Source organism: Pedobacter sp. Leaf176, assembly GCF_001424305.1.
Classification (GTDB): Bacteria; Bacteroidota; Bacteroidia; order Sphingobacteriales; family Sphingobacteriaceae; genus Pedobacter.
In genome coordinates, this window is record NZ_LMPD01000003.1 from 594478 (window position 1) to 615383 (window position 20906).

The window sequence follows — 20906 nt, forward strand, 5'->3', positions numbered from 1 at the left end:
CAAAATACAAATCTTACATTTCCCGCTGCAGGTAGATTTATTGAATTCAGGCAACACGAGAAAACAAATTTTCCGGTCAGGCGTTCAAACATAATCGCTTTACCGTTTAAAGATTGTAATTTCAAATCATGAAACCCCTATTCGTTTTACTTATTGTCTATGTAGCCTTATTAGCTTTTGGTAGTCACACTACGTTTGATAAAGGAAACATTTTCGCCGGCAACATCGCAATGGGCGTGATGTTACTTTTCACTGCGATTGGTCATTTTAAGTTTAAAACGTCTATGGCTGCAATGATTCCGCTTTTTATTCCAAAGAAAGTTGAAATCGTATTGTTCACCGGCGTTTTGGAAATTCTTTTCGCGATTGGTTTAGGGATAGAAAGTACACGCTGGTACACCGGCATTGCTTTAATTATTTTCTTTTGCGCCATTCTCCCTGCCAATATATACGCTGCAAAACATCAGATTAATTATGAGGATTTGTATAAACCAGGACCAGGCTTCAAATATTTATGGTTCAGAGTTCCTTTTCAATTTTTCTTAATCGCCTGGGTTTGTTATTTTAGCGTTCGATAAACAACACAAGATGCCGAATAACCCGATTCCAGCCGCAGCAAATAACCCTGCCGATGCTTTTAACCGCTTACTTACCGTTTTAGATACATTGCGTACGCAATGCCCCTGGGATAAAAAACAGACCATGGAGACCTTACGCCATTTAACTATAGAGGAAACTTACGAGTTAAGCGACGCGATTTTAGAGGGCGATTTAAATGAAATTAAAAAGGAATTAGGCGATGTAATGATGCACTTGGTTTTCTATTCAAGAATTGCATCGGAAACTAACGACTTCAATATTGTTGACGTTTTAAACGGGGTTTGCGATAAACTGGTTAACCGGCACCCGCACATTTATGGTGATGTTGAAGTTCAAAACGAAGAAGACGTGAAGCGGAATTGGGAACAAATCAAACTTAAAGAGGGCAATAAATCCGTTTTAGCAGGCGTTCCGGGCTCCTTACCCGCGCTCGTAAAAGCCGCCCGTATCCAGGAAAAAGCACGTGGCGTTGGTTTCGATTGGGAAAACAAAAACCAGGTCTGGGAAAAGGTTGAAGAAGAGTTACAAGAATTTAAAGCCGAATTTAATGTTGAAGATAATACAGCAATCGATGTAGAAAAAGCAGAATCTGAGTTTGGTGACGTACTTTTTTCTTTGATTAATTATGCCCGTTTTATCAATATCAATCCGGAAAATGCCTTAGAGAAAACCAATAAAAAATTCATCAAACGCTTTCAATATTTAGAAAATAAAGCTAAAGAAAATGGTAAAGCTTTAGCCGATATGACATTGGCTGAAATGGACATTTACTGGAACGAGGCGAAGAAATTGTAATATGAATACAGCTGAGAATAATAATCAAACGCCAAAAAACTTAGTTAGCATTGTTACCTTCAACGTAATCGCCGCTAAAACTGCCGGTGGCGGATTTATTCCCTGGGTGAATATTGCCAATGCAAACGAGGAAATTTTAAACCTTATCGATGCGGACGAAATTGTAATTCCGGAGCATGAAATTACAGTATCAATTGATTATCCATCATTAAACCCAACTTCATTCACTTTATTTTCATCCATCGGATTTTCGAGAAAGTCACTACTGATCGAAATTAGAGAGAAGTTTTTAATGTTATCCAAAGAAGAATCATTTGAAATTGCCGGATTAGATTTGGTTGCGTTAGATGTTTATAAAACCAATTCCGGTAAAATAGAAGTTACTTTGGATATAGATTTATAAGTTACATATCATGGTAATCGCAAAATTAATATTAAATTTGCGATCAAATTCGCAAAATTTATATTAATTTTGCGATTATGATTTCAAGAGCGATATCAAATTCCGTAGAAAAACATCTTTCAGACAATAAAGCTATAATTCTGTTAGGCCCAAGGCAAGTTGGAAAAAGCACCCTTTTACAACAACTCTCTTCTAAATTTACTTCTCCTATAATCTGGTGGAATGGCGATGATGCGGATATCAGGTCAATTCTATCAAATACAACTTCAACAGCTTTAAGATCATTATTAGGCAAGGCAAAAACCTTAATTATAGACGAGGCGCAGCGAATTGATAATATCGGCTTAACTATCAAATTAATCATAGACCAGTTAAAAGATGTTAAGGTAATCGCAACAGGCTCATCTGCCTTTGAATTAGCAAATCACATTAATGAACCATTAACCGGCAGAAAATGGGAATACAATTTATATCCGTTTTCTTTTGCAGAAATGGTAGAAGAACATGGATTATTAACAGAAAAAAGACTATTAAATCATCGCCTGGTTTATGGTTATTATCCTGAAATCGTAAACAACCTGGGTGGAGAAGAACCTAGATTAAAACAATTATCAGATAGCTATCTATATAAGGACATTTTAATATGGGAGAAAATTCAAAAACCTGACAAAATGGAAAAGCTTATTCAGGCATTAGCATTTCAGGTTGGAAATGAGGTTTCTTACCATGAACTTGGTCAATTGACGGGTTTAGATAATCAAACGACAGAAAAATATATCGATTTATTAGAAAAAGCATTTATTGTATTCAGGCTCGGCAGCTTAAGCAGAAACCTAAGAAATGAATTAAAAAAGAGCCGAAAAATATATTTTTACGACAACGGCATCAGGAATGCTGTTATTAACCAATTTAGCCCTGCAAGTTTAAGACAAGACATCGGTGCGCTTTGGGAGAATTTTGTGATCAGTGAAAGAGTTAAATTCCTTGCTTATAATCAAATCAATTGCAATCAATATTTCTGGCGTACTCACGCACAACAAGAAATAGATTATATCGAAGAAAGAAATGGCGCAATGAACGCCTATGAAATTAAATGGAATCCAAAATCAAAGGCAAAATTTCCTAAATCCTTTTTAGATGCCTACATTAATGTAGAAACGAAAATAATTACGCCAGAAAACATAGAAGATTTCTTATTATGAGTAAAACAGGCCATCAAAATAAAACCATTTTCCATTTTCTAACCTAAAACTAGATTTCTCGTGAAGTACTTCTGTTTGAAACTTCTTATTTAGATAAAAGGGTTTAAACTCTACCGTATCGAAATCAGCAGCAACTATGTTCAGCTTCAGCCATTTTGTATTCCTGGCACTTTTTAAATAAGCATCTTTCGAATTTCCCCTGCGTTTGCTTACATGTGTGGTTTCAAAGAGATAATCTCCATCGGCAACTACAAAAGCAGCGTACCTCGAACGCATTAAAGCTTCGGCCGTTGGAGCGATTTTAGCTTTTAAATGGTAAGGCTGGCAACAATTATTGTATGATAATCCGCTTCCGCAAGGACAATTTGTAATGTTCATTTTATCAAATATCCGGTAAAATTAGGATTTAATATTTCCAGCGCTAAAATTTCCGTAAAATTGTAGCTAAAAAATGAGGTATTTCTTTCACATCGCCTACCAGGGCCAGTATTTTAGCGGTTGGCAGAAGCAGCCCGGTGTTAAAAGTGTACAGGATGTTATCGAGCAAACGCTCGCTAAAATCTTTAAGACATTCATCCCTATTATAGGGTGCGGCAGAACTGATGCACACGTACATGCAAGCCAGTTTTTTTTTCATGCTGATATTGAACAGGAATTTGATTTTGATTTACTTTACATTATAAATAAAGCACTTCCATATAACATTGCGGTTTTTGATATTATTAAGATGGAGGGCAAACCCCACGCCCGTTTCGATGCTGTTCAGCGCAAATACGATTATTTTATCCATACTTATAAAGACCCGTTTTTAAGTAATCAAAGTTCATTCTATCAATTAAAAAAGCTCGATTTTGACAAAATGAAAGCGGTAGTCGCACTTCTGCCGCAATACAAAGACTATAAGGCTTTCTGTACACATCCAGATAAATATGAACATACCATTTGCAACGTAATGGAAGCTGGCTTATTTATAAATCCAAAAGGTGATAGATTTCGCTTTCACATTGCCAGCAATCGCTTTCTGGGAAAAATGATTCGCATTACGATGGGAAAAATTTTAATGGTTGGCAAAGGCGAATTAAGCATAGATGAATTCGAAAGTGAACTCATAAACCTTAAGCCATCAAAACTTTCATTGCCGGCACATCCAACAGGTCTTTATTTATCTAAAGTTACTTACCCTTACCTAAACCTCGCAGCCAGAACTGAAGTAGTATCTGTAGTTCAGGGAACTGAATGGATATCGGTTTAATCCGTTTTCTTAACGAAATTTACTTAAATCGAATGGCTTTTAGTGGTGATACTTTACTAATTAATAAGGAAGGTATTAATAAGACAGTTAAACATACCACTACAGTAACTACATTTAATACCAAAACGTCGGTGAAATGAAGTTCTATCGGTGCATATGCTAAAAAATAAGAGGATTGGTCTAACTTAAATATATGTGTTGATTGCTGGATTAATGCTAAACCAACACCTAAAATATTCCCAAGCAATAAGCCAATTCCAATAAGATAAGCTGCATTGTAAAGAAAAATTTTCATTATGCTCCAGTTACTTGCGCCGAATGACTTGAGCATTCCAATCATATTGGTTCGCTCTAATATCATAATTAAAAGGGCAGTAATCATATTGATAACGCCAACGATGAGCATGAGAATAAGTAAGACGCTTGTGTTTACATCAAGTAGGCCCAGCCAGGTAAAGATATTTTGAAAGTTTTCTTTAATAGAGTATGACCGTAGATTTTGCGGCAATTCCTCGAATATGCTGTCGGCTAAATCTTTTAATTTATTAAAATCATTAATCCTGATTTCAACTCCGCCGATCTCGCCCGGTTTCCAGTTATTTAACCGCTTAATGATATTGAGGTTACCTAACACAAACCCTTTATCAATATCCTCTACACCTATATCATAAACCCCTACAATTTTAAATTTCCTGGGCCTCAACTGGTTTTGAACAAAATACATGATAAAATCATCGCCAGTTTTTAATTTTAACCGATTAGCAGTGTATTTAGAAATCAAGAGTTCCTGCATAGCGACTGTACTGTCAGAAAAATTTATAATGGTACCGCTGATAATGTGTTGCTTAATATAATCCCAGTTATAGGTCTTATCAACCCCTTTAAAATTGATACCTTCAATTTCTTCATTTGCAGAAATAATAGCCGGTTTGGTCGCAAAAGGATAATAGTATTCGATATTCTTATTCCCTTTCAGCTGCTCCTGCGTTTCCTTGTCTAAAACAAACGGAGAATTCTCGAAAGAACTATTCAAGTCGTATCTGGTAATTTGTATATCGCCTAAAAACCCCCTAACTTTATCCTGAATCTCGGTTTTAAAGCCTTTTATGATTGCGATTGATAAAATCATAACCGCCAGACTCAGCATTACACCAGCAATTGCAATGCGTACAATGAGCTTTGAAAATGTTCTTTCTGATTTTATGGCAATTCGCCCGGCTATGAAGTATTCTAAATTCAACTTGATAAATTTGTTAGGACAAAAGTGCTTAAATCCTTTTTAAAAATGGCACTTTTGAGAATAAATAAGCGTTTAGTAAAATAATCAATACTTAAATAACAATAATCAAAAAAGCACTAAATTGTTTCGTTGTTAGCCCAATTGATTCAAAAATTATTTTCTATATGAAAACATGCATCACCTTCTCCTTAATAAGCCTAATCGCCATTTCTGCTTGCGGACAAACACCCAAATCTTCGGAACAGGAAATTGGCAGCAAAACGTCTGCAAACCACAAGACATTAATAAAAGACAACCTTAAACTTCCGGTTTCGATCAAAACAGGTGCAGAACAAACTGAAAAATACCTATCGTTACTGAAAGGTAAACGTGTGGGCATGGTTGTCAATCCTACTTCGATTATTGGCAATGCAACATCTGTTGACAGTTTATTGAAACGCGGTGTGACAATCCAGAAAATATTTGGCCCCGAGCACGGATTTAGAGGTAATGCAAGTGCCGGAGTAAAGGTTGATGATGATTTGGATGCAAAAACAGGCATAAAAGCAGTTTCACTTTATGGCAAACACAGCACGCCAACTAAAGAAGATTTGGCTGACATAGATATTATGGTTTTTGATATTCAGGACGTGGGTGTTCGTTTTTACACCTATATAAATACTTTGCAACATGTTATGGAAGCTTGTGCAGCAAACGGCAAAGAACTTTTAATTTTAGATCGCCCCAATCCGAATGGTTATTTAATCGATGGACCGATTTTAGATCCTCAGTTTAAATCAGGTATTGGCATTCAGCCAATCCCGATGGCACATGGTTTAACAATTGGAGAATATGCACAGATGCTTAATGGTGAAGGTTGGTTAAAAGATAAGGTGAAGTGCAAAATCACTATCATTAAAAACGCCAACTATGACCACGGTATGGAATATACATTGCCTGTAAAACCTTCCCCGAATTTAAATACTCAACAGGCAATTTTGTTATATCCGAGTACTTGCTTGTTTGAAGGAATTTATTTAAACCATGGTCGTGGTACGCAATTTCCTTTTACAGTTATCGGCGCACCTTATCTAAAAGGAATTTATAAATTTTCCTATACACCAACCGGGATAAAAGGCATGGCAGAGACACCGATTTTTAAAGATCAGGTTTGTTACGGTATTGATTTGCGAGGTTACGACACTAATATTTTGAGAAAGGAAAAAAAAATCAATATATCCTGGTTAATCGAATTGTACAAGGCATCACCAAAAAAAGATGATTTTTTTAATTCGACCTTAAGCAATCAAACTATGCCAATTGAACGCCTCGTTGGTGTAGCGGATTTCAGAAAACAAATAATTGGCGGCAAAAGTGAACAAGAAATCAGAGCAAGCTGGGAACCCGGCCTAAGCGCATACAAAACTATGCGTAAGAAATATTTGCTATACAATTAATATTGAATGAGCGCAGGAGCGAATGATTGAATTGCCCTTGCAATTATTTCAAAACTTAACGTATAGAGGTTTGTTATTATTTATAATTGATAAGCTTTGTGCTATTCAATCATATAAAAATCAATTATTAGCTATGAGCGGACCAAAAGTTAAAAGCGATAAACCAGGAAGTAATTTTGAGGAAGAAGTGCCAAAAGGAAGAGCGCCTGTAGATAAAAAAACAGTTAGAAAACCCAATGATAGCACCCCGAACAAACCAGTAAAAACAACCAATCCTGCAAAACAAAGGGAAAACGAAGAACAGCCGGTTCATTCGATAAAGAAAGCGCCTAAAGAATAACTACGGATTGCACCAATTAATCGATTGGTGCAATCAATTTTAAAGCGAAATAGAAAATAGAGCCCGCTCCTTCCTTACTTGTTAGCCAAATTCTACCGCCTTCATTTTTTACGATCTCTGATGAAATGTAAAGCCCTAAGCCCAATCCCGGGTAAGTGTGCTGAAAATTTCCGCTAACACGGTAAAACTGGTCGAACACTAAATGCTGCATGTCTTTAGGGATTCCTATACCATAATCCTGTACGCTCAAAACTACCTCATTATCTTCAATATAACTGCTAACATTTATATGTTTAGCATCATTTGAATATTTAATGGCATTTGATAAAAAATTAATCATTACCTGCCCAATTCTTTCTTTATCAGCATATACCTCAGCATCGCTTTTTAAATCTACCAGAATTTCATGTTGGGTGGTTGTATGTTGCATCTCATCTACAATTTCTTGCACGAGTACATCGAAACTGAACTTAACAGGGTTGAAAGCCATTTTTCCGGATTGAATTTTTGTAACATCCAGTAAATCGCCGATTAAACCTGTCAGCCGGTTTAATTGTACGTCCATCCGCTTAACCATATTGGCTTTTTTTGAATCCCCTTCATCACGTATCATGCGTTCTAAAACCTGCGTATAGGCTTTAATGCTTGTAACCGGTGTTTTTAATTCATGGCTTGCTATCCCTAAAAATTCGTCTTTCTGCCGTTGAAGTTGTACTTGTTTTGTCACATCGATAGCTGCATGTAAAATGGCATAAACACGTCCCTGTGCATCTTTTAATGGCTTATATGTGAAGTTGAACCATGATTTTTGTAACTTACCGTTTATGTTCAATTCGGCTTCCTGCTGATCGGCATGATAAGCTATACCGGTTCTGTAAACCTCTTTTAAAATTGAAATAAATGGCTGACCCACCAATTCTGGGATACCATCAGCCATCGTCTTTCCTATAATGCTATCGTCTTTTCCCCATAACTTAAGCATTTCGTTGTTCGCTATTTTGATTACAATGTCTTCAGTTTCGTAATAAGCTGTCGCAATCGGGTTGTCCAGCAATAAATTTCTGAAACGCGCTTCACTTTCTTTAAAAGCATTTATCGACCGTACCTGCGTGGTAATTTCACTTGCCACGACCATAATACCACTAACAGCTCCTTTTTCATCCCGAATGGGATCGTAAACAAAGTTGAAATAATAATCACCTAATACACCATTCTTATCTAATCTTGCCATGGTTTCATAGCCATAATGAGGATTTCCACTGTTATAAACGCCGAGCAGTAATTGAGGGAACGGCTGATTAATAATTTCAGGCAAGCCGTCTACTAATTTCAAACCAATGATATTTTTTTTCTTTCCCCAAATCTTAAGCAATTCATCATTTGCATCTTCGATTATTAACTCTCTGCCCCGCAAAATACCAATTGCAACAGGAGCGTCGTAAATCATTTGGCGAAAAAGTTTTTCTTTTTCACTTACTTTTATCCTTGCATTAACCAATTCTGTTACATCTGTGGCATTATTTAAAATTGCCCAAACCATGCCATCGCTATTTTTCAGTGGCTTGTAAACAAAATCGAAATAAAAGGTTTTTAAAAAGCCATCATTCATCAACTGAACCTTCGCCTCCTTGCCTTCGTAAGCGATCCCGGTTTTGATAACATTTTTTAAAATCTCCAGGAAAGGCTGATCATTTAATTCGGGTAAAGCTTCAGCAAGCTCCATTCCCACTACCATACCATCTTTGCCCCAAGCTTTTAAAATCGCTTTGTTCGCCACCTCGATAACTAATTTTTCACCTACGTAGAGTCCAATAGGCATTTCAGATTCCTCAATAAGAATATTAAATAACTCAGATTTGTCTCGAAAATTCACTTGCATAGGGTGTCGATAATGCATCCTTTATTTAGTTCCGGTTGACTTCAAAAAAGAAAGCAGTACTTTTTCATCATGTTCTAATCCAGCTTTTCCTAAAGCTTTAGTATTATTCATTTTTTTCATGAATTTCTCAAGTTCATTGTTTTCGTAGGCTGTAATTAAGAGCGGGTAAACATAGGAACTTTTACAAACGGCTCTGGTATTACCGAGTTTTTTTGCCACGCAATCTAAAACATTTACGACTGTTTTCTTGCTGTTTAACTGATAATCCTTGTCTGCGCTACATTTCGAAAACTGCCTTAAAGCTTCTAAAGTTCCTCCCCAGGTACGAAAATCCTTCGCGGTGAAATCACTACCTGTTATTTCTTTGATGTAATTGTTTATTTTGCCGGAGTCGATTCCTTTATGCTCCTTTCCATTGGAATAAAACTGGAATAATTCCTGCCCGGGAATATCACGACATTTTTTTACCAGTTTCGCTAATGTTCTGTCGTTGAGTTCCACATTCTGCCTCACGCCTTTTTTACCGATAAAATCGATATTTATTTTACTGCCGTTTATTTTAACATGCTTGTCTCTTAAAGTGGTTAGACCAAATGATCCGTAAAGTTGTTTATAGCTTTCATTTCCGACGCGGATTAATGTCTTTTGAAGCACATCCACTGAAATCGCTAAAACTTTACGTTCATCAAATTCTTTACGGCGTAAGTCTTTGACTAATTTTTTTCTGGCTTCTGGCAATGCTTTACCAAATTCGTAGAGCCGGAAATATTTATCTTCCGAACGCCGATTGGTCCATTTTGTATGGTATTTATATTGTTTTCTTCCTGCAGCATCAATTCCCGTAACCTGCAGATATGCATTTGGTTTACTGGCAATCCACACATTTTGCCAGGCCGGTGGAATCACGAGAAACTTTATTCTATCCAGGGATTTTTGATCGGTAATTTTATGCCCGTCTTTGTCTTCGTAATAAAATTTACCTGGCTTTCCTTTTCGGTAAATCCCAGGCATGGAATCCGTTACATAAACCAACCCACTTGCTTTAACTACCTCTTTACCTTGTATCATTTTAACCTGTCAGGATGATTTTATTTAGTTATTTTTGCGAAAACTTAATGTGAAGAATCACGTTATTTCAAAAACACAACACTTTCTTATGAAAATAGTTTTTATGGGTACGCCAGATTTTGCAGTAGCTTCTTTAGATGCGCTACTTCAAGCTGATTTCAATATCGTTGCTGTAGTTACGGCGCCTGACAAACCTGCTGGCCGCGGTCAAAAGCTAAATGAAAGTGCTGTAAAAAAATATGCTATAGAGAAAGGCATTCCGGTTTTACAACCTGAAAAACTTAAGGCTCCTGAATTTATTGAGGAACTGAGATCTTACCAGGCAGATTTACAAGTAGTGGTTGCTTTCAGAATGCTACCTGAAATGGTTTGGAATATGCCCCCAAAAGGAACCATTAACTTACATGGTTCCTTGTTACCCCAATATCGTGGTGCGGCACCTATTAACCATGCAATTATAAATGGGGAGAAAGAAAGCGGCGTAACAACTTTCTTTTTAACTCATGAAATAGATACAGGAAACATTATTTTTAGTGATACTGTACCCATCTCTGATGAAGAAACGGCAGGAGATTTACACGATAAATTAATGATTGCAGGTGCAAAATTATTAGTTGAAACCGTCGCCGCCATTGCCAAAGGAGATTTTACAGAACAGCCGCAGCCAATGGTTGAAGTTTTGAAACATGCTCCAAAAATATTTAAGGAGGATTGCAAGATTGACTGGAATAATACCGCTCAACAAGTTCATAATTTAATCCGGGGCCTTAGTCCTTACCCCACTGCTTTTACATTATTAAATGGCAAAGTACTTAAGGTTTTTAAGGCTTCTATCGAAGATAAGGAGCCGGGTATAGCTGCAGGTGGCTTTTTAACAGATGGAAAAACCCATTTAAAGTTTGCCACCAAAGATGGCTTTATAAAACTTTTAGATATTCAATATGAGGGTAAGAAAAGGATGTTTATCGAAGATTTTTTAAGAGGAATCAGACTATAGAGTTTTTAGTTTTTGGTCTTGCTTCGTTAATCAGCTTGTATTAGGCCTACAATAAATTAAAATTATTCAGTTTTTCACTTAGAAACTTAGACACTTCATTAAAATAGCGCTTTCGTCCATAGCCCATAACCCATTGTATTCCCTGGGTTGCATTGGTGATAAAAACTTCTTCTGCTTCTTTTAAAATTTCGGGATTAATCTGTGCTTCAATTAACTCCATCTCATTCATTTTTGCAATTTGCATTATCCTGGTCCTCATAACACCACTAATGCATCCTTCGGTTAATGCAGGCGTATAAATTTTGTTTCCGTAAACGACAAAAACGTTAGCGCTAATGCTTTCGCAAAGAAAACCATACTGGTTTAATATCATCGCCTCATCTAAGCGATGTTGACTTTTAAAAATGCCAGCCATCACGTATAGGAGCGCATTAGATGTTTTAAAGTTTGAAAGCTTATTAACTGGCTTGGTAAGTTCATCAAACACATCGATAATTAAACCTTTATTATTTAATTCGTATCCATTACTTTTCATAGGAATGCCTTCCAAAATGTAGCCAGCCTTATTTTGTTCAGGAGTATAAACGCCTGCTCCCTGTCGATAAACAGAAAGTCGAAACCTGACATTTCCGTTCCATCTGTTCTTTTTAGCTAGATCAGTGGTTTTTTGACGCATAAAATAGTCGTCCATCAGGGCATGGCCTTCCATTTTTAAAGCTTTCATTCCTGCTGTTAACCTGTCGGCGTGCAAATCTGCAAGCTGAAGCTTGTTGTTAATCATCCTCATGCTTTCAAAAAGGCCATCGCCGAACCTGAAACCTCTATTAGACGCTGTTAATACGGGAGCATCTATTGTCTGAAACTCATTGTTAAATAAAAAGTATTGTAAAGACATATATTAAGATGCGGCGATATAATTTTCCCATTTATTTAGTCCAGCCTTAAAATCGGCAGGTAAAGGGGATTCAAAGTAAATGTATTCTTTAGTTGTGGGGTGTATAAAACCTAAACTTTGCGCATGCAAAGCCTGCCGTGGCAGTAGTTCAAAACAATTTTCCACAAATTGCTTGTATTTGTTAAACGTTGTTCCTTTTAAAATCTTATCACCACCATACATTGCATCATTAAATAAAGGGTGACCTATATGTTGCATATGCGCCCTAATTTGGTGTGTTCTGCCAGTTTCCAATTCACAACTGATTAGAGTTACATACCCGAGGCGTTTCAATACCTTATAATGTGTTACAGACCATTTTCCCTTTTCTTCATCATCATAAATATCCATAACACGCCGGTCTTTCGCACTTCTGCCTATGTAACCAGTTACTGTTCCGTCGTTCTCAATATCACCCCATACCAGGGCAATATATTTCCTGGTAATGCTGTGATCGAAAAATTGTCTTGCTAAATGCGTTATGGATTTTTCATTCTTACTGATGAGTAGCAAACCTGAGGTATCCTTGTCAATTCGATGCACGAGTCCCGGCCGACCATCATTACCCGGCAATTGGGGTAACTTTTCGAAATGAAAAGCGAGTGCATTCACTAAAGTGCCTGTGTAATTATTAAACCCAGGGTGAACAACCATTCCTGCAGCTTTATTCACGATAAGTAAATCATCATCCTCGTAGATAATATCCAATGGCAAATCTTCGGGGTAAATTTCGGTATCGCGCGGCGGATGAGGTAATACAATGGATATCTCATCAAATGGTTTAACTTTATAACTCGGCTTGATTTGTTTTTGATTGACCAAAACATTACCGGCATCAATTGCATTCTGAATCCGGTTACGGGAAGCATTTTCTACACGAACCATTAAGAACTTATCGATACGGAGCAAGGACTGCCCTTTATCAACCACTATTTTTAAATGTTCATATAATTCCTGTTCTTCTGATTCCTGCAATTCGACCACATTTTCCATTTTGCAAAAATAAACTTTTAAGCGTAAGTATTCCCGAATGATTCGGGATTAAATAAAAGTGTTTACATTTGAAATGAACACTACACTACTAAACTTCAACTTATGAATAAGATTTACTTTAAAACTTTATATCTGTTTTTGTTATTAAGCTGTACAATTCAGAGGATTAGCGCACAGGAAAACGTCGGAGATTTATTTAAATCCGGCCCGGCTGATGCAACAAAATTAGTAAATGCTTACTTCGACCCATTGTATAAAGGTTTGGGCGTAGGACTATCCGACGGCTGGAGCAACACGGCTAAATCAAAAGGATTTTTAAAATTTGAAGTCAGGTTTTCTGTTTCCGGCGCACTGGTTCCGCAATCTGCGCGAACGTATGATGTTAACACTTTGGGCTTAGCCAACATCCGACCAGCTGTAGGCGCATCGTCAATTGGTCCTACAGCTTTTGGAAACGATCAGGAAGGTGGCCGGATGCAGCTATACAGCAGCAATGGCTTACCAACAACAACATTCTTTAATTTACCACAAGGAGTAGGTTTTCATATTGTTCCGGCTGCTCAAGTTCAGGCTACAATAGGCTTACCTAAGAATATCGACATTTCTGTAAGGGCGATGCCTAAAATAAAACTCAGTGATGATTTGGGAAGCTTATCTATGATCGGTGTGGGTGCTAAGATTGAACTATTGCCTCTTTTTATGGGAAAATCAGACAAATTAGTTCCCATTGACATTGCATTAGCAGGTGGATTTACACAATATAAATATACATTACCACTAAACATTAACAACAACAGTAACGCTGATCAACGAATCGATGCCAGGTTTAACGGTGTAAACTTTGATGCCATCATTTCAAAAAAAATATTGTTTTTTACACCATTTGCAAGCGTTGGTTATCAAACATCAACTACTAATTTAAAAGCCCTGGGCACCTATTCTTTCGATACAGGAAACGGCAATTCCATTTCTTATACAGATCCGATAGCCGTTAAACAGAAGGATATTGATGGCATCAGGGGAACTTTAGGTTTTCAATTGAAATTTGGTTTTTTCAAACTTTACGGCTCATATACTGCAGCAAAGTACAACCTGTTTAACGCAGGAATTGGCTTTGGGATTGGTCAATAGTTTTTAATAAGTACTGTTTTGGATATAACAGCAACTGTTTAATAAAATCTATCAACTTACCTAAAAATAAACCATTACCATTTGAGCTATCAGTATCGTGTTTAATGTATGAAGATAATGCTTAACCTGTAACATTAAGTTTAAGTTAATTTTTATGAAGACATAACCATATTGTCAATATTGGCTTGCTATTTGCGATGTATGTTTATCTAACAATTGGTCTATGAAAAATTTTACTCAAAATGTAAAAATCGTACTTAATTTCTTTCCTTATTTAGTAAGAAAGATATACTTTAAGTAATTCTATCAAAAACACCTGTATAATAACAGGTGTTTTTTATTTTTACAGGTGTTTAAAAAAATATACAGTCCAGTTGATAAAGTAGAATTATTCCCGTTCGACAAATTATATGCTAAACGGGATGATTTGATAGACGCTTACATTTCAGGTAATAAATGGCGTAAGCTTAAATACGTCTTAAAAAAAGCCGAAGAAGGACAAAAAACTCATCTTGTTACATTTGGTGGTGCATTCTCGAACCATTTAGTTGCTACGGCCGCGGCGGCATCAAGAACCGGATTGAAATCCACAGCATTTATACGTGGAGAAGAGGTGAAAAACGAAATCCTCCTACTTTGCTCACTTTTCGGAATGCATTTAATTTTCGCCGATAGAGAAAGTTATAAAGATAAGTTAACACTATATAACAAACACTTTCAGAAAGACTCAGAAGCGTTTTTTATTGACGAAGGAGGTGCGTCAGAAGAAGCAACAATTGGCTGTGCCGAAATAATTGACGAGCTCTCAGAAAGCTACGATCACATTTTCTGTGCTGCAGGTACTGGAACAACTGCCGCAGGATTATTGGAGGGCATTAAAAAACATAAATTAAGCACTAAATTGCATGTGGTTCCGGTTTTGAAAAATGGCTTCTTCATCAAAGATGAAATTCTGAAATACACATCCGATTCGCCAAATCTCTCATTACATACTGATTACCATTTTGGTGGTTATGCAAAAACAACTCCCGAACTCATAGAGTTTATTAAAAATTTTGTGCGTAAGACAGGAATTTTGGTTGACCCCGTTTATACCGCTAAATTGTTTTATGCCATAACTGACTTACAGAAGAACAATGTGATTGAATCGCATGAAAAAATACTTGCAATTCATACAGGGGGCTTACTAGGCCTTTTTGGGATGAAAGACAAATTTTAAAAGCTTAATTTAAAAACATTAGCGGATTTGAAATGTATAATTAAAAAGTCCTAAGCTTTATGAAGGTAAACGGAACATTGATAATCACGCTAAAATCTGGCGAAAAAGCTTTGATTTTACTTGCTGAAAACAAAGTTGAGCAGGAAAAGTTATATCATCACTTGTCTGTTGATGCTTATAAATTTAAAAATGAGATTTCTGAAGAAATATCCAAAATAGACTATATTTCTGCTGGTTATCGAGGCGAAGACAACCAGATTAATTGGGAGGATAATTACATTCCTGTTCCAAAATGGTACGATAAAAATTAACTTTATCAATCCTCCAATAAAAAGCTATTTCGACGAAAAAGGGTTATTTAATTTCCATTCATCATAAATAAAGTTTTCCACATCTGTAGTTATAAAACTCGTTTCTTATCAAAATCATACTTTAAACTGTTTAAAGCTGTTTTTTGAACCGGAGTTCAAAAAGTGCTTAAAATTGCTATTCAGGTGCATTTTTGTAAATTTGAATTGTACCAATACTACTTTTATGTACCAACTTACAATACCATCCGATCAGGTTAAGGAATCTTTGGACAAGCACATTCTAGCCGATGGGTTCGATTTGACTTATGACATGGAGAGAAGTTATGGAGCCTATATATATGACTCTAAATATAACAGGACATTGCTCGATTTTTTCACTTGTTTTGCATCTGTTCCTTTAGGTTATAACCATCCTAAAATGGTTAATGATGAAAACTTCAAAAAAAACCTACTAATGGCCGCTATGGCTAATCCGTCAAACTCCGACGTTTACACCCAGCAATATGCCCAATTTGTAGCAACTTTTTCCAGGGTGGGAATTCCTGATTATTTGCCTCATGCTTTTTTCATCGCTGGTGGTGCATTGGCCGTAGAAAATGCAATTAAAGTTGCCATGGATTGGAAAGTGCAAAAGAACTTTGCTAAAGGTTATAAGGAAGAAAAAGGATTTAAAGTTCTACATTTCGAAAAAGCTTTTCATGGGAGAACAGGTTATACTTTAAGTCTAACCAACACTTTGCCTGATAAAACGAAATGGTATGCAAAGTTTGATTGGCCGAGGGTAAGTACACCTGAAGTTAAATTTCCCCTGGAGGCTGACAATTTAGATAAAGCAATTCTTACTGAAGATGTTTCAATTGCCCAGATTAAACAAGCATTTACTGATTTTAGAGATGACATATGTGCAATCATTATTGAACCCATTCAATCAGAAGGTGGTGATAATCATTTTAGAGAAGAGTTTCTTATTCAACTTAGGGAAATTGCCGACGAAAATGACGCCTTCTTAATTTATGACGAAGTACAAACAGGTGTCGGCTTAACCGGCAAATTCTGGTGCCATCAGCATTTTAACGAAAAAGCCAGACCAGATATCGTTGCATTTGGAAAAAAGATGCAGGTTTGTGGCATTTTAGTTGGAAATAAGGTTGAAGAAATTGAAACAAACGTTTTTAAAGTTCCAAGTAGAATTAATTCCACCTGGGGTGGAAATCTGGTTGATATGGTTCGTTCCACACAGATTTTACAAATTGTAGATGAAGATAAACTTTGCGAAAATGCCACTAAAGTCGGTAGTTATCTCAAACAGAACCTGGAACAGTTTGCAAAGAAATTTGATACGATATCTAACGTCCGGGGAAGAGGCTTACTTTGCTCGTTTGATTTCCCAACCAAAGACATCCGTAATAATTTTATTGCTAAGGGTTTGGAAAACAACGTCATGTTTTTAGGTTGCGGCACTAACACAATCCGTTTCCGTCCGGCGCTTTGTATCGAACAAAAACATATTGACGAAGGCTTGACGGTTATGGAAAGAATATTGCCTTTATTGTAATATGAATAAGAAATTTCTCGCCTATACCATTTCTATTGCAGTATTACTGTTGGTTTTTTATATGGTTAAAGATACGCTGAGCCAGCCTGGAGTTGAAGATATGAAAGCTGGTTTTAAAGAAGTACTGAAATATCGTAATGCCAACAATACTGGCCCTGTTCAGCGGATATATGTTGTTACCATAAAAGATACAATTTGGCAGGAGCTTAAGGACTATGGTAATTTAATGCCACATACCAAATACGGGAATACAAAAGTTTACTATTTTTTGGAAGGTGTTAAAGTGCCGCAAAGTCTCCAACCTGGAGATATAAACTTCGATCCGTCGTTCAACAACTCCTGCGTTGCGTTCTTTGAAAAGAGTGCCATGAGCCAGGTAGCATTTAACAAACACCCTTTTTAAACTTACGAAGTTGGAATCGTACGTAGTAAATCTAAACAAAAGCCGAAAATCCTGTGATGGCCCGCCCTACTATCAACGTGTTTATCTCTTTTGTTCCTTCATAAGAATATATTGCTTCCGCGTCCGCAACAAACCGGGCAACATTGTATTCAAGTAAAATACCATTCCCGCCCATAACCTCTCTTGCTCTGCTTACGACATCCCTGGTTCTGAGCGAACAAAAGACTTTGGCTAATGATGCATGTTCATCTTTAAGTAATCCTTGATCCTGTAACTGAGACAGCCTGAAACATAAAGTTTGCATGGCTGTCAAGTTTGACAGCATTTCGACCAGATGGTTTTGGATTAACTGAAAAGAAGCGATGGGTTTCCCAAACTGTTTCCTGGTTCTGGTATATTCTAAAGCATTTTCGTAAGCACCTCTTGCACAGCCAACAGCCTGCCAGGCAACGCCTGCTCTGGTCATTTGTAGTACTTTTGCAGTATCCTTAAACGAATTTGCATTTTGTAGTCTGTCGACCTCCTCAACTTCACAATTCGTTAAAGTGATTAGGCCATTTTGAACAATCCGAAGCGCCATTTTATCCTTCATTTTCTCAACCGCAAAACCAGGATTATCCTTATTAACAATAAAGCCCTTAACCTCTCCATCATCTTCATCTCTGGCCCAGATAATCAGAATATCTGCAAACGTTGCATTGCCAATCCACTTCTTCTGCCCGTTCAAAATCCATTTATCGCCTTGCCGCTTACAAGTTGTGGTTAAACCTCCGGCTGCAGCCGAACCCACTTCAGGTTCAGTTAAACCGAAAGCACCGATTATTTTAAACTGCTGCATTAACGGCAACCATTGCTGCTTTTGTTCTTCTGAGCCGCAAAGGTAAATCGAACCCATTGCTAACCCACTTTGCACACCAAAAAATGTGGAGATTGAAGTATCTATTCTGGCCATCTCCATCGCTAAGATACCTTCCATCAAATTGGATTTTCCCGGGCATCCGTAGCCTTTATATGTTAGACCGCAGATGTTTAATTCGGCCAGCTTCGGAATAATTTCAAAAGGAAACTCCGCTCTATTCCAATATTCATTTACAATAGGCTTAACCTCTTTTTCCAAAAAAGCCCTTACTTTGAGTTGCAGTTCCCGGTCCTCATCTTTTAACGCCTCATCTCCAAGATGGTAAAAATCGCCTTCAACAGGCGGAAGTTCCCTTTTCTTTCCCGAACCGCCCATCATCTTCATCATCCCAGACAGTTGTTTATCATCCAGGTTTGAAATGGTTTCGACCATTTTTGGAAGATCAATTTTCTTAGATAAAGCTCCAAGCTTATCAAAATCTATATGCTTAAAAAGATGGTAAGCATTTTTTAGAGATGAGAATATATTCGCCATTATGATTTGTTTGAAGGTTAACAAAGAACTGTCGATTTTGTTGTTAACGCCGGTATCTCATCACCTTAGGCACCTAAGAACATCAAAGTAAATATAAAATACGCTAACTCAGGTTTCTAAGGTGTCTGCGGTGGTAAAGTATATATGCATGTTGTGGAAGCGCTCGGTTTTTCAACACCTTAGGCACCTAAGAGCATCAAAGTAAATATAAAATAACGCTAACTCAGGTTTTCTTAGGTTATCTGAGGTGGTAAAGAATATATGCATGTTGTGGAAGCGCTCGGTTTTTCAACACCTTAGGCANAATATAAAATAACGCTAACTCAGGTTTTCTTAGGTTATCTGAGGTGGTAAAGAATATATGCATGTTGTGGAAGCGCTCGGTTTTTCAACACCTTAGGCACCTAAGAACATCAAAGTAAATATAAAATACGCTAATTCAGGTTTCTAAGGTGTCTGCGGTGGTAAAGTATATATGCATGTTATGGAAGCGCTCGGTTTTTCAACACCTTAGGCAACTAAGAGCATCAAAGTAATATAAAATAACGCTAACTCAGGGTTTCTAAGGTGTCTGAGGTGGTAAAGAATATATGCATGTTGTGGAAGCGCTCGGTTTTTCAACACCTTAGGCACCTAAGAGCATCAAAGTAATATAAAATAACGCTAACTCAGGTTTTCTAAGGTGTCTGAGGTGGTAAAGAATATATGCATGTTGTGGAAGCGCTCGGTTTTTCAACACCTTAGGCAACTAAGAGCATCAAAGTAATATAAAATAACGCTAACTCAGGTTTTCTTAGGTTATCTGAGGTGGTAAAGAATATATGCATGTTGTGGAAGCGCTCGGTTTTTCAACACCTTAGGCANAATATAAAATAACGCTAACTCAGGTTTTCTTAGGTTATCTGAGGTGGTAAAGAATATATGCATGTTGTGGAAGCGCTCGGTTTTTCAACACCTTAGGCAACTAAGAGCATCAAAGTAATATAAAATAACGCTACCTCAGGTTTTCTTAGGTATCTAAGGTGGTAAATACTATTACCTCAAATCAAACAAATTATCAACGCCTAACAACTTTCTTGAAGTAAAACCCTCACCAAATGTAGCACCAATACTTTTACCAAACTCTCTTGCACGACCAATTACAGTTTCAAAAAATTCCGGAGAAGAAATATAGGTTGTTAATCCTTCAACATCGGGATTGTAAAATTGAGTTTTATATGCTTTAATAGAATTAATCTTCACATCCATGTGATCGGTGATATCAACTATAACATCCGGCCTTAGGTACCTGTCCTGAATAAACTGCAACAATAATCTTGGCCGGTGAGCCTCTTGTTTTTGTCCATTTACCGCTGTTTCAATTTTTGGTAAGCCAGATAAGAAAACCGAATCGTAGACCAGATCTCCTGCCCTGCCGTGATCGGGATGACGATCTTCCAATGCATTACTTAAAATGATTTCCGGTTTGTATTTTCTGATAACTTTAATAACTTCTAAGCGATGTTGCTCATCATTTTGAAAAAAACCATCTCTAAATCTGAGGTTTTCACGAGCGTGCAATCCTAAAATTTTTGCTGAATCTGCTGCTTCTTCATCGCGGGTTTCTGCTGTCCCTCTTGTACCTAACTCACCTCTGGTTAAATCCACAATTCCAACCCTTTTCCCCAATGCGATGTGTTTCAAAATTGTGCCTGAACAACATAGCTCCGCATCATCTGGATGTACGGCTATAACTAAAATATCTAATTTCATTAA

Annotated in this window: 21 protein-coding genes; 13 read left to right on the top strand and 8 right to left on the bottom strand. The window is 37.0% G+C overall.

Going from position 1 to position 20906, the window contains the following annotated elements; genetic code table 11:
* Positions 1-128: 128 nt before the first annotated feature.
* The 4 genes from ASF92_RS11340 to ASF92_RS11355 all read left to right on the top strand — a co-directional run bounded on the left by ASF92_RS11340 (position 129) and on the right by ASF92_RS11355 (position 3000).
* Positions 129-578 (top strand): hypothetical protein, encoded by a 450-nt coding sequence (locus ASF92_RS11340; protein WP_056092560.1) that lies wholly within the window; start codon positions 129-131, stop codon positions 576-578.
* 10 nt (positions 579-588) lie between these two features.
* Complete coding sequence (gene mazG, locus ASF92_RS11345) at positions 589-1395, top strand: nucleoside triphosphate pyrophosphohydrolase (protein ID WP_056092563.1); 807 nt, start codon at positions 589-591, stop codon at positions 1393-1395.
* A 1-nt stretch (position 1396) separates the two neighbouring features.
* Positions 1397-1798, top strand: coding sequence for a hypothetical protein (locus ASF92_RS11350; protein ID WP_056092566.1), 402 nt, complete (start codon positions 1397-1399; stop codon positions 1796-1798).
* A 77-nt stretch (positions 1799-1875) separates the two neighbouring features.
* Positions 1876-3000, top strand: a complete 1125-nt coding sequence (locus ASF92_RS11355; RefSeq protein WP_056092569.1) for an ATP-binding protein — start codon at positions 1876-1878, stop codon at positions 2998-3000.
* Here ASF92_RS11355 and ASF92_RS11360 read toward each other — a convergent pair.
* On the bottom strand, positions 2995-3378 hold the full coding sequence (locus tag ASF92_RS11360) for a YchJ family protein (RefSeq protein ID WP_056092572.1): 384 nt from the start codon (positions 3376-3378) through the stop codon (positions 2995-2997). The two genes, ASF92_RS11355 and ASF92_RS11360, sit on opposite strands and share 6 nt — an antisense overlap.
* 73 nt (positions 3379-3451) lie before the next feature.
* On the opposite strand from ASF92_RS11360, the gene ASF92_RS11365 reads away from it, so the two are divergent.
* On the top strand, positions 3452-4252 hold the full coding sequence (locus ASF92_RS11365) for a tRNA pseudouridine(38-40) synthase TruA (RefSeq protein ID WP_056092574.1): 801 nt from the start codon (positions 3452-3454) through the stop codon (positions 4250-4252).
* 19 nt (positions 4253-4271) lie between these two features.
* Here the strand turns inward: ASF92_RS11365 and ASF92_RS11370 are convergent, their stop codons facing one another.
* Positions 4272-5492 carry an FtsX-like permease family protein gene (locus tag ASF92_RS11370; protein ID WP_056092576.1) on the bottom strand — a complete coding sequence of 407 codons (1221 nt, stop codon included), beginning with the start codon at positions 5490-5492 and terminating at the stop codon, positions 4272-4274.
* 164 nt (positions 5493-5656) lie between these two features.
* Between ASF92_RS11370 and ASF92_RS11375 the strand changes: the two genes are divergently transcribed.
* Both ASF92_RS11375 and ASF92_RS11380 read left to right on the top strand, forming a co-directional pair.
* Positions 5657-6928: an exo-beta-N-acetylmuramidase NamZ domain-containing protein gene (locus tag ASF92_RS11375; protein ID WP_056092579.1), complete on the top strand. Its 1272-nt coding sequence runs from the start codon at positions 5657-5659 to the stop codon at positions 6926-6928.
* A gap of 133 nt (positions 6929-7061) precedes the next feature.
* On the top strand, positions 7062-7268 hold the full coding sequence (locus ASF92_RS11380) for a hypothetical protein (RefSeq protein WP_056093291.1): 207 nt from the start codon (positions 7062-7064) through the stop codon (positions 7266-7268).
* 16 nt (positions 7269-7284) lie between these two features.
* Here the strand turns inward: ASF92_RS11380 and ASF92_RS11385 are convergent, their stop codons facing one another.
* Positions 7285-9147 (bottom strand): ATP-binding protein, encoded by a 1863-nt coding sequence (locus ASF92_RS11385; protein WP_197413283.1) that lies wholly within the window; start codon positions 9145-9147, stop codon positions 7285-7287.
* 21 nt (positions 9148-9168) lie between these two features.
* A complete protein-coding gene (locus ASF92_RS11390; RefSeq protein ID WP_056092584.1) occupies positions 9169-10215 on the bottom strand; it encodes a DNA topoisomerase IB in 1047 nt (348 codons plus the stop codon).
* Between the two features lie 88 nt (positions 10216-10303).
* On the opposite strand from ASF92_RS11390, the gene fmt reads away from it, so the two are divergent.
* On the top strand, positions 10304-11212 hold the full coding sequence (gene fmt, locus ASF92_RS11395; protein WP_056092587.1) for a methionyl-tRNA formyltransferase: 909 nt from the start codon (positions 10304-10306) through the stop codon (positions 11210-11212).
* Positions 11213-11258: 46 nt separating this feature from the next.
* Here fmt and ASF92_RS11400 read toward each other — a convergent pair whose 3' ends face one another.
* Together ASF92_RS11400 and ASF92_RS11405 are read right to left on the bottom strand one after the other, a co-directional pair.
* The gene (locus ASF92_RS11400; protein ID WP_056092591.1) at positions 11259-12107 is read right to left on the bottom strand and encodes an aminotransferase class IV; all 849 of its coding nucleotides are present in this window, start codon (positions 12105-12107) and stop codon (positions 11259-11261) included.
* A 3-nt stretch (positions 12108-12110) separates the two neighbouring features.
* Entirely contained in the window at positions 12111-13139 is a 1029-nt protein-coding gene (locus tag ASF92_RS11405) for an RluA family pseudouridine synthase (protein WP_056092593.1), read from the bottom strand.
* A gap of 102 nt (positions 13140-13241) precedes the next feature.
* Here ASF92_RS11405 and ASF92_RS11410 point away from each other — a divergent pair, with 102 nt between their 5' ends.
* The 5 genes from ASF92_RS11410 to ASF92_RS11430 all read left to right on the top strand — a co-directional run bounded on the left by ASF92_RS11410 (position 13242) and on the right by ASF92_RS11430 (position 17758).
* The gene (locus ASF92_RS11410) at positions 13242-14270 is read left to right on the top strand and encodes a DUF6588 family protein (protein WP_056092596.1); all 1029 of its coding nucleotides are present in this window, start codon (positions 13242-13244) and stop codon (positions 14268-14270) included.
* Positions 14271-14619: 349 nt separating this feature from the next.
* Positions 14620-15489 (top strand): 1-aminocyclopropane-1-carboxylate deaminase/D-cysteine desulfhydrase, encoded by an 870-nt coding sequence (locus ASF92_RS11415; protein ID WP_082489543.1) that lies wholly within the window; start codon positions 14620-14622, stop codon positions 15487-15489.
* Between the two features lie 59 nt (positions 15490-15548).
* Positions 15549-15800, top strand: coding sequence for a hypothetical protein (locus ASF92_RS11420; RefSeq protein ID WP_056092602.1), 252 nt, complete (start codon positions 15549-15551; stop codon positions 15798-15800).
* Positions 15801-16023: 223 nt separating this feature from the next.
* On the top strand, positions 16024-17355 hold the full coding sequence (gene lat, locus ASF92_RS11425; RefSeq protein WP_056092604.1) for an L-lysine 6-transaminase: 1332 nt from the start codon (positions 16024-16026) through the stop codon (positions 17353-17355).
* A gap of 1 nt (position 17356) precedes the next feature.
* Positions 17357-17758 carry a hypothetical protein gene (locus tag ASF92_RS11430; RefSeq protein WP_056092608.1) on the top strand — a complete coding sequence of 134 codons (402 nt, stop codon included), beginning with the start codon at positions 17357-17359 and terminating at the stop codon, positions 17756-17758.
* A gap of 31 nt (positions 17759-17789) precedes the next feature.
* Here ASF92_RS11430 and ASF92_RS11435 read toward each other — a convergent pair whose 3' ends face one another.
* Both ASF92_RS11435 and bshB1 read right to left on the bottom strand, forming a co-directional pair.
* Entirely contained in the window at positions 17790-18875 is a 1086-nt protein-coding gene (locus ASF92_RS11435; protein WP_369817095.1) for an acyl-CoA dehydrogenase family protein, read from the bottom strand.
* Between the two features lie 1311 nt (positions 18876-20186).
* On the bottom strand, positions 20187-20903 hold the full coding sequence (gene bshB1 / locus ASF92_RS11440; protein ID WP_056092613.1) for a bacillithiol biosynthesis deacetylase BshB1: 717 nt from the start codon (positions 20901-20903) through the stop codon (positions 20187-20189).
* Positions 20904-20906: the final 3 nt, after the last annotated feature.

What these genes read in the sequence shown, in the direction of transcription:
- ASF92_RS11400 (WP_056092591.1), bottom strand. Translation starts at nt 12,107, where the DNA reads ATGTCTTTACAATACTTTTTATTTAACAATGAGTTTCAGACAATAGAT.
- ASF92_RS11430 (WP_056092608.1), top strand. Translation starts at nt 17,357, where the DNA reads ATGAATAAGAAATTTCTCGCCTATACCATTTCTATTGCAGTATTACTG.
- ASF92_RS11405 (WP_056092593.1), bottom strand. Translation starts at nt 13,139, where the DNA reads ATGGAAAATGTGGTCGAATTGCAGGAATCAGAAGAACAGGAATTATAT.
- ASF92_RS11350 (WP_056092566.1), top strand. Translation starts at nt 1,397, where the DNA reads ATGAATACAGCTGAGAATAATAATCAAACGCCAAAAAACTTAGTTAGC.
- ASF92_RS11360 (WP_056092572.1), bottom strand. Translation starts at nt 3,378, where the DNA reads ATGAACATTACAAATTGTCCTTGCGGAAGCGGATTATCATACAATAAT.
- fmt (WP_056092587.1), top strand. Translation starts at nt 10,304, where the DNA reads ATGAAAATAGTTTTTATGGGTACGCCAGATTTTGCAGTAGCTTCTTTA.
- ASF92_RS11340 (WP_056092560.1), top strand. Translation starts at nt 129, where the DNA reads ATGAAACCCCTATTCGTTTTACTTATTGTCTATGTAGCCTTATTAGCT.
- ASF92_RS11375 (WP_056092579.1), top strand. Translation starts at nt 5,657, where the DNA reads ATGAAAACATGCATCACCTTCTCCTTAATAAGCCTAATCGCCATTTCT.
- ASF92_RS11355 (WP_056092569.1), top strand. Translation starts at nt 1,876, where the DNA reads ATGATTTCAAGAGCGATATCAAATTCCGTAGAAAAACATCTTTCAGAC.
- bshB1 (WP_056092613.1), bottom strand. Translation starts at nt 20,903, where the DNA reads ATGAAATTAGATATTTTAGTTATAGCCGTACATCCAGATGATGCGGAG.
- ASF92_RS11385 (WP_197413283.1), bottom strand. Translation starts at nt 9,147, where the DNA reads ATGCAAGTGAATTTTCGAGACAAATCTGAGTTATTTAATATTCTTATT.
- ASF92_RS11420 (WP_056092602.1), top strand. Translation starts at nt 15,549, where the DNA reads ATGAAGGTAAACGGAACATTGATAATCACGCTAAAATCTGGCGAAAAA.
- ASF92_RS11380 (WP_056093291.1), top strand. Translation starts at nt 7,062, where the DNA reads ATGAGCGGACCAAAAGTTAAAAGCGATAAACCAGGAAGTAATTTTGAG.
- ASF92_RS11390 (WP_056092584.1), bottom strand. Translation starts at nt 10,215, where the DNA reads ATGATACAAGGTAAAGAGGTAGTTAAAGCAAGTGGGTTGGTTTATGTA.
- lat (WP_056092604.1), top strand. Translation starts at nt 16,024, where the DNA reads ATGTACCAACTTACAATACCATCCGATCAGGTTAAGGAATCTTTGGAC.
- mazG (WP_056092563.1), top strand. Translation starts at nt 589, where the DNA reads ATGCCGAATAACCCGATTCCAGCCGCAGCAAATAACCCTGCCGATGCT.
- ASF92_RS11365 (WP_056092574.1), top strand. Translation starts at nt 3,452, where the DNA reads ATGAGGTATTTCTTTCACATCGCCTACCAGGGCCAGTATTTTAGCGGT.
- ASF92_RS11410 (WP_056092596.1), top strand. Translation starts at nt 13,242, where the DNA reads ATGAATAAGATTTACTTTAAAACTTTATATCTGTTTTTGTTATTAAGC.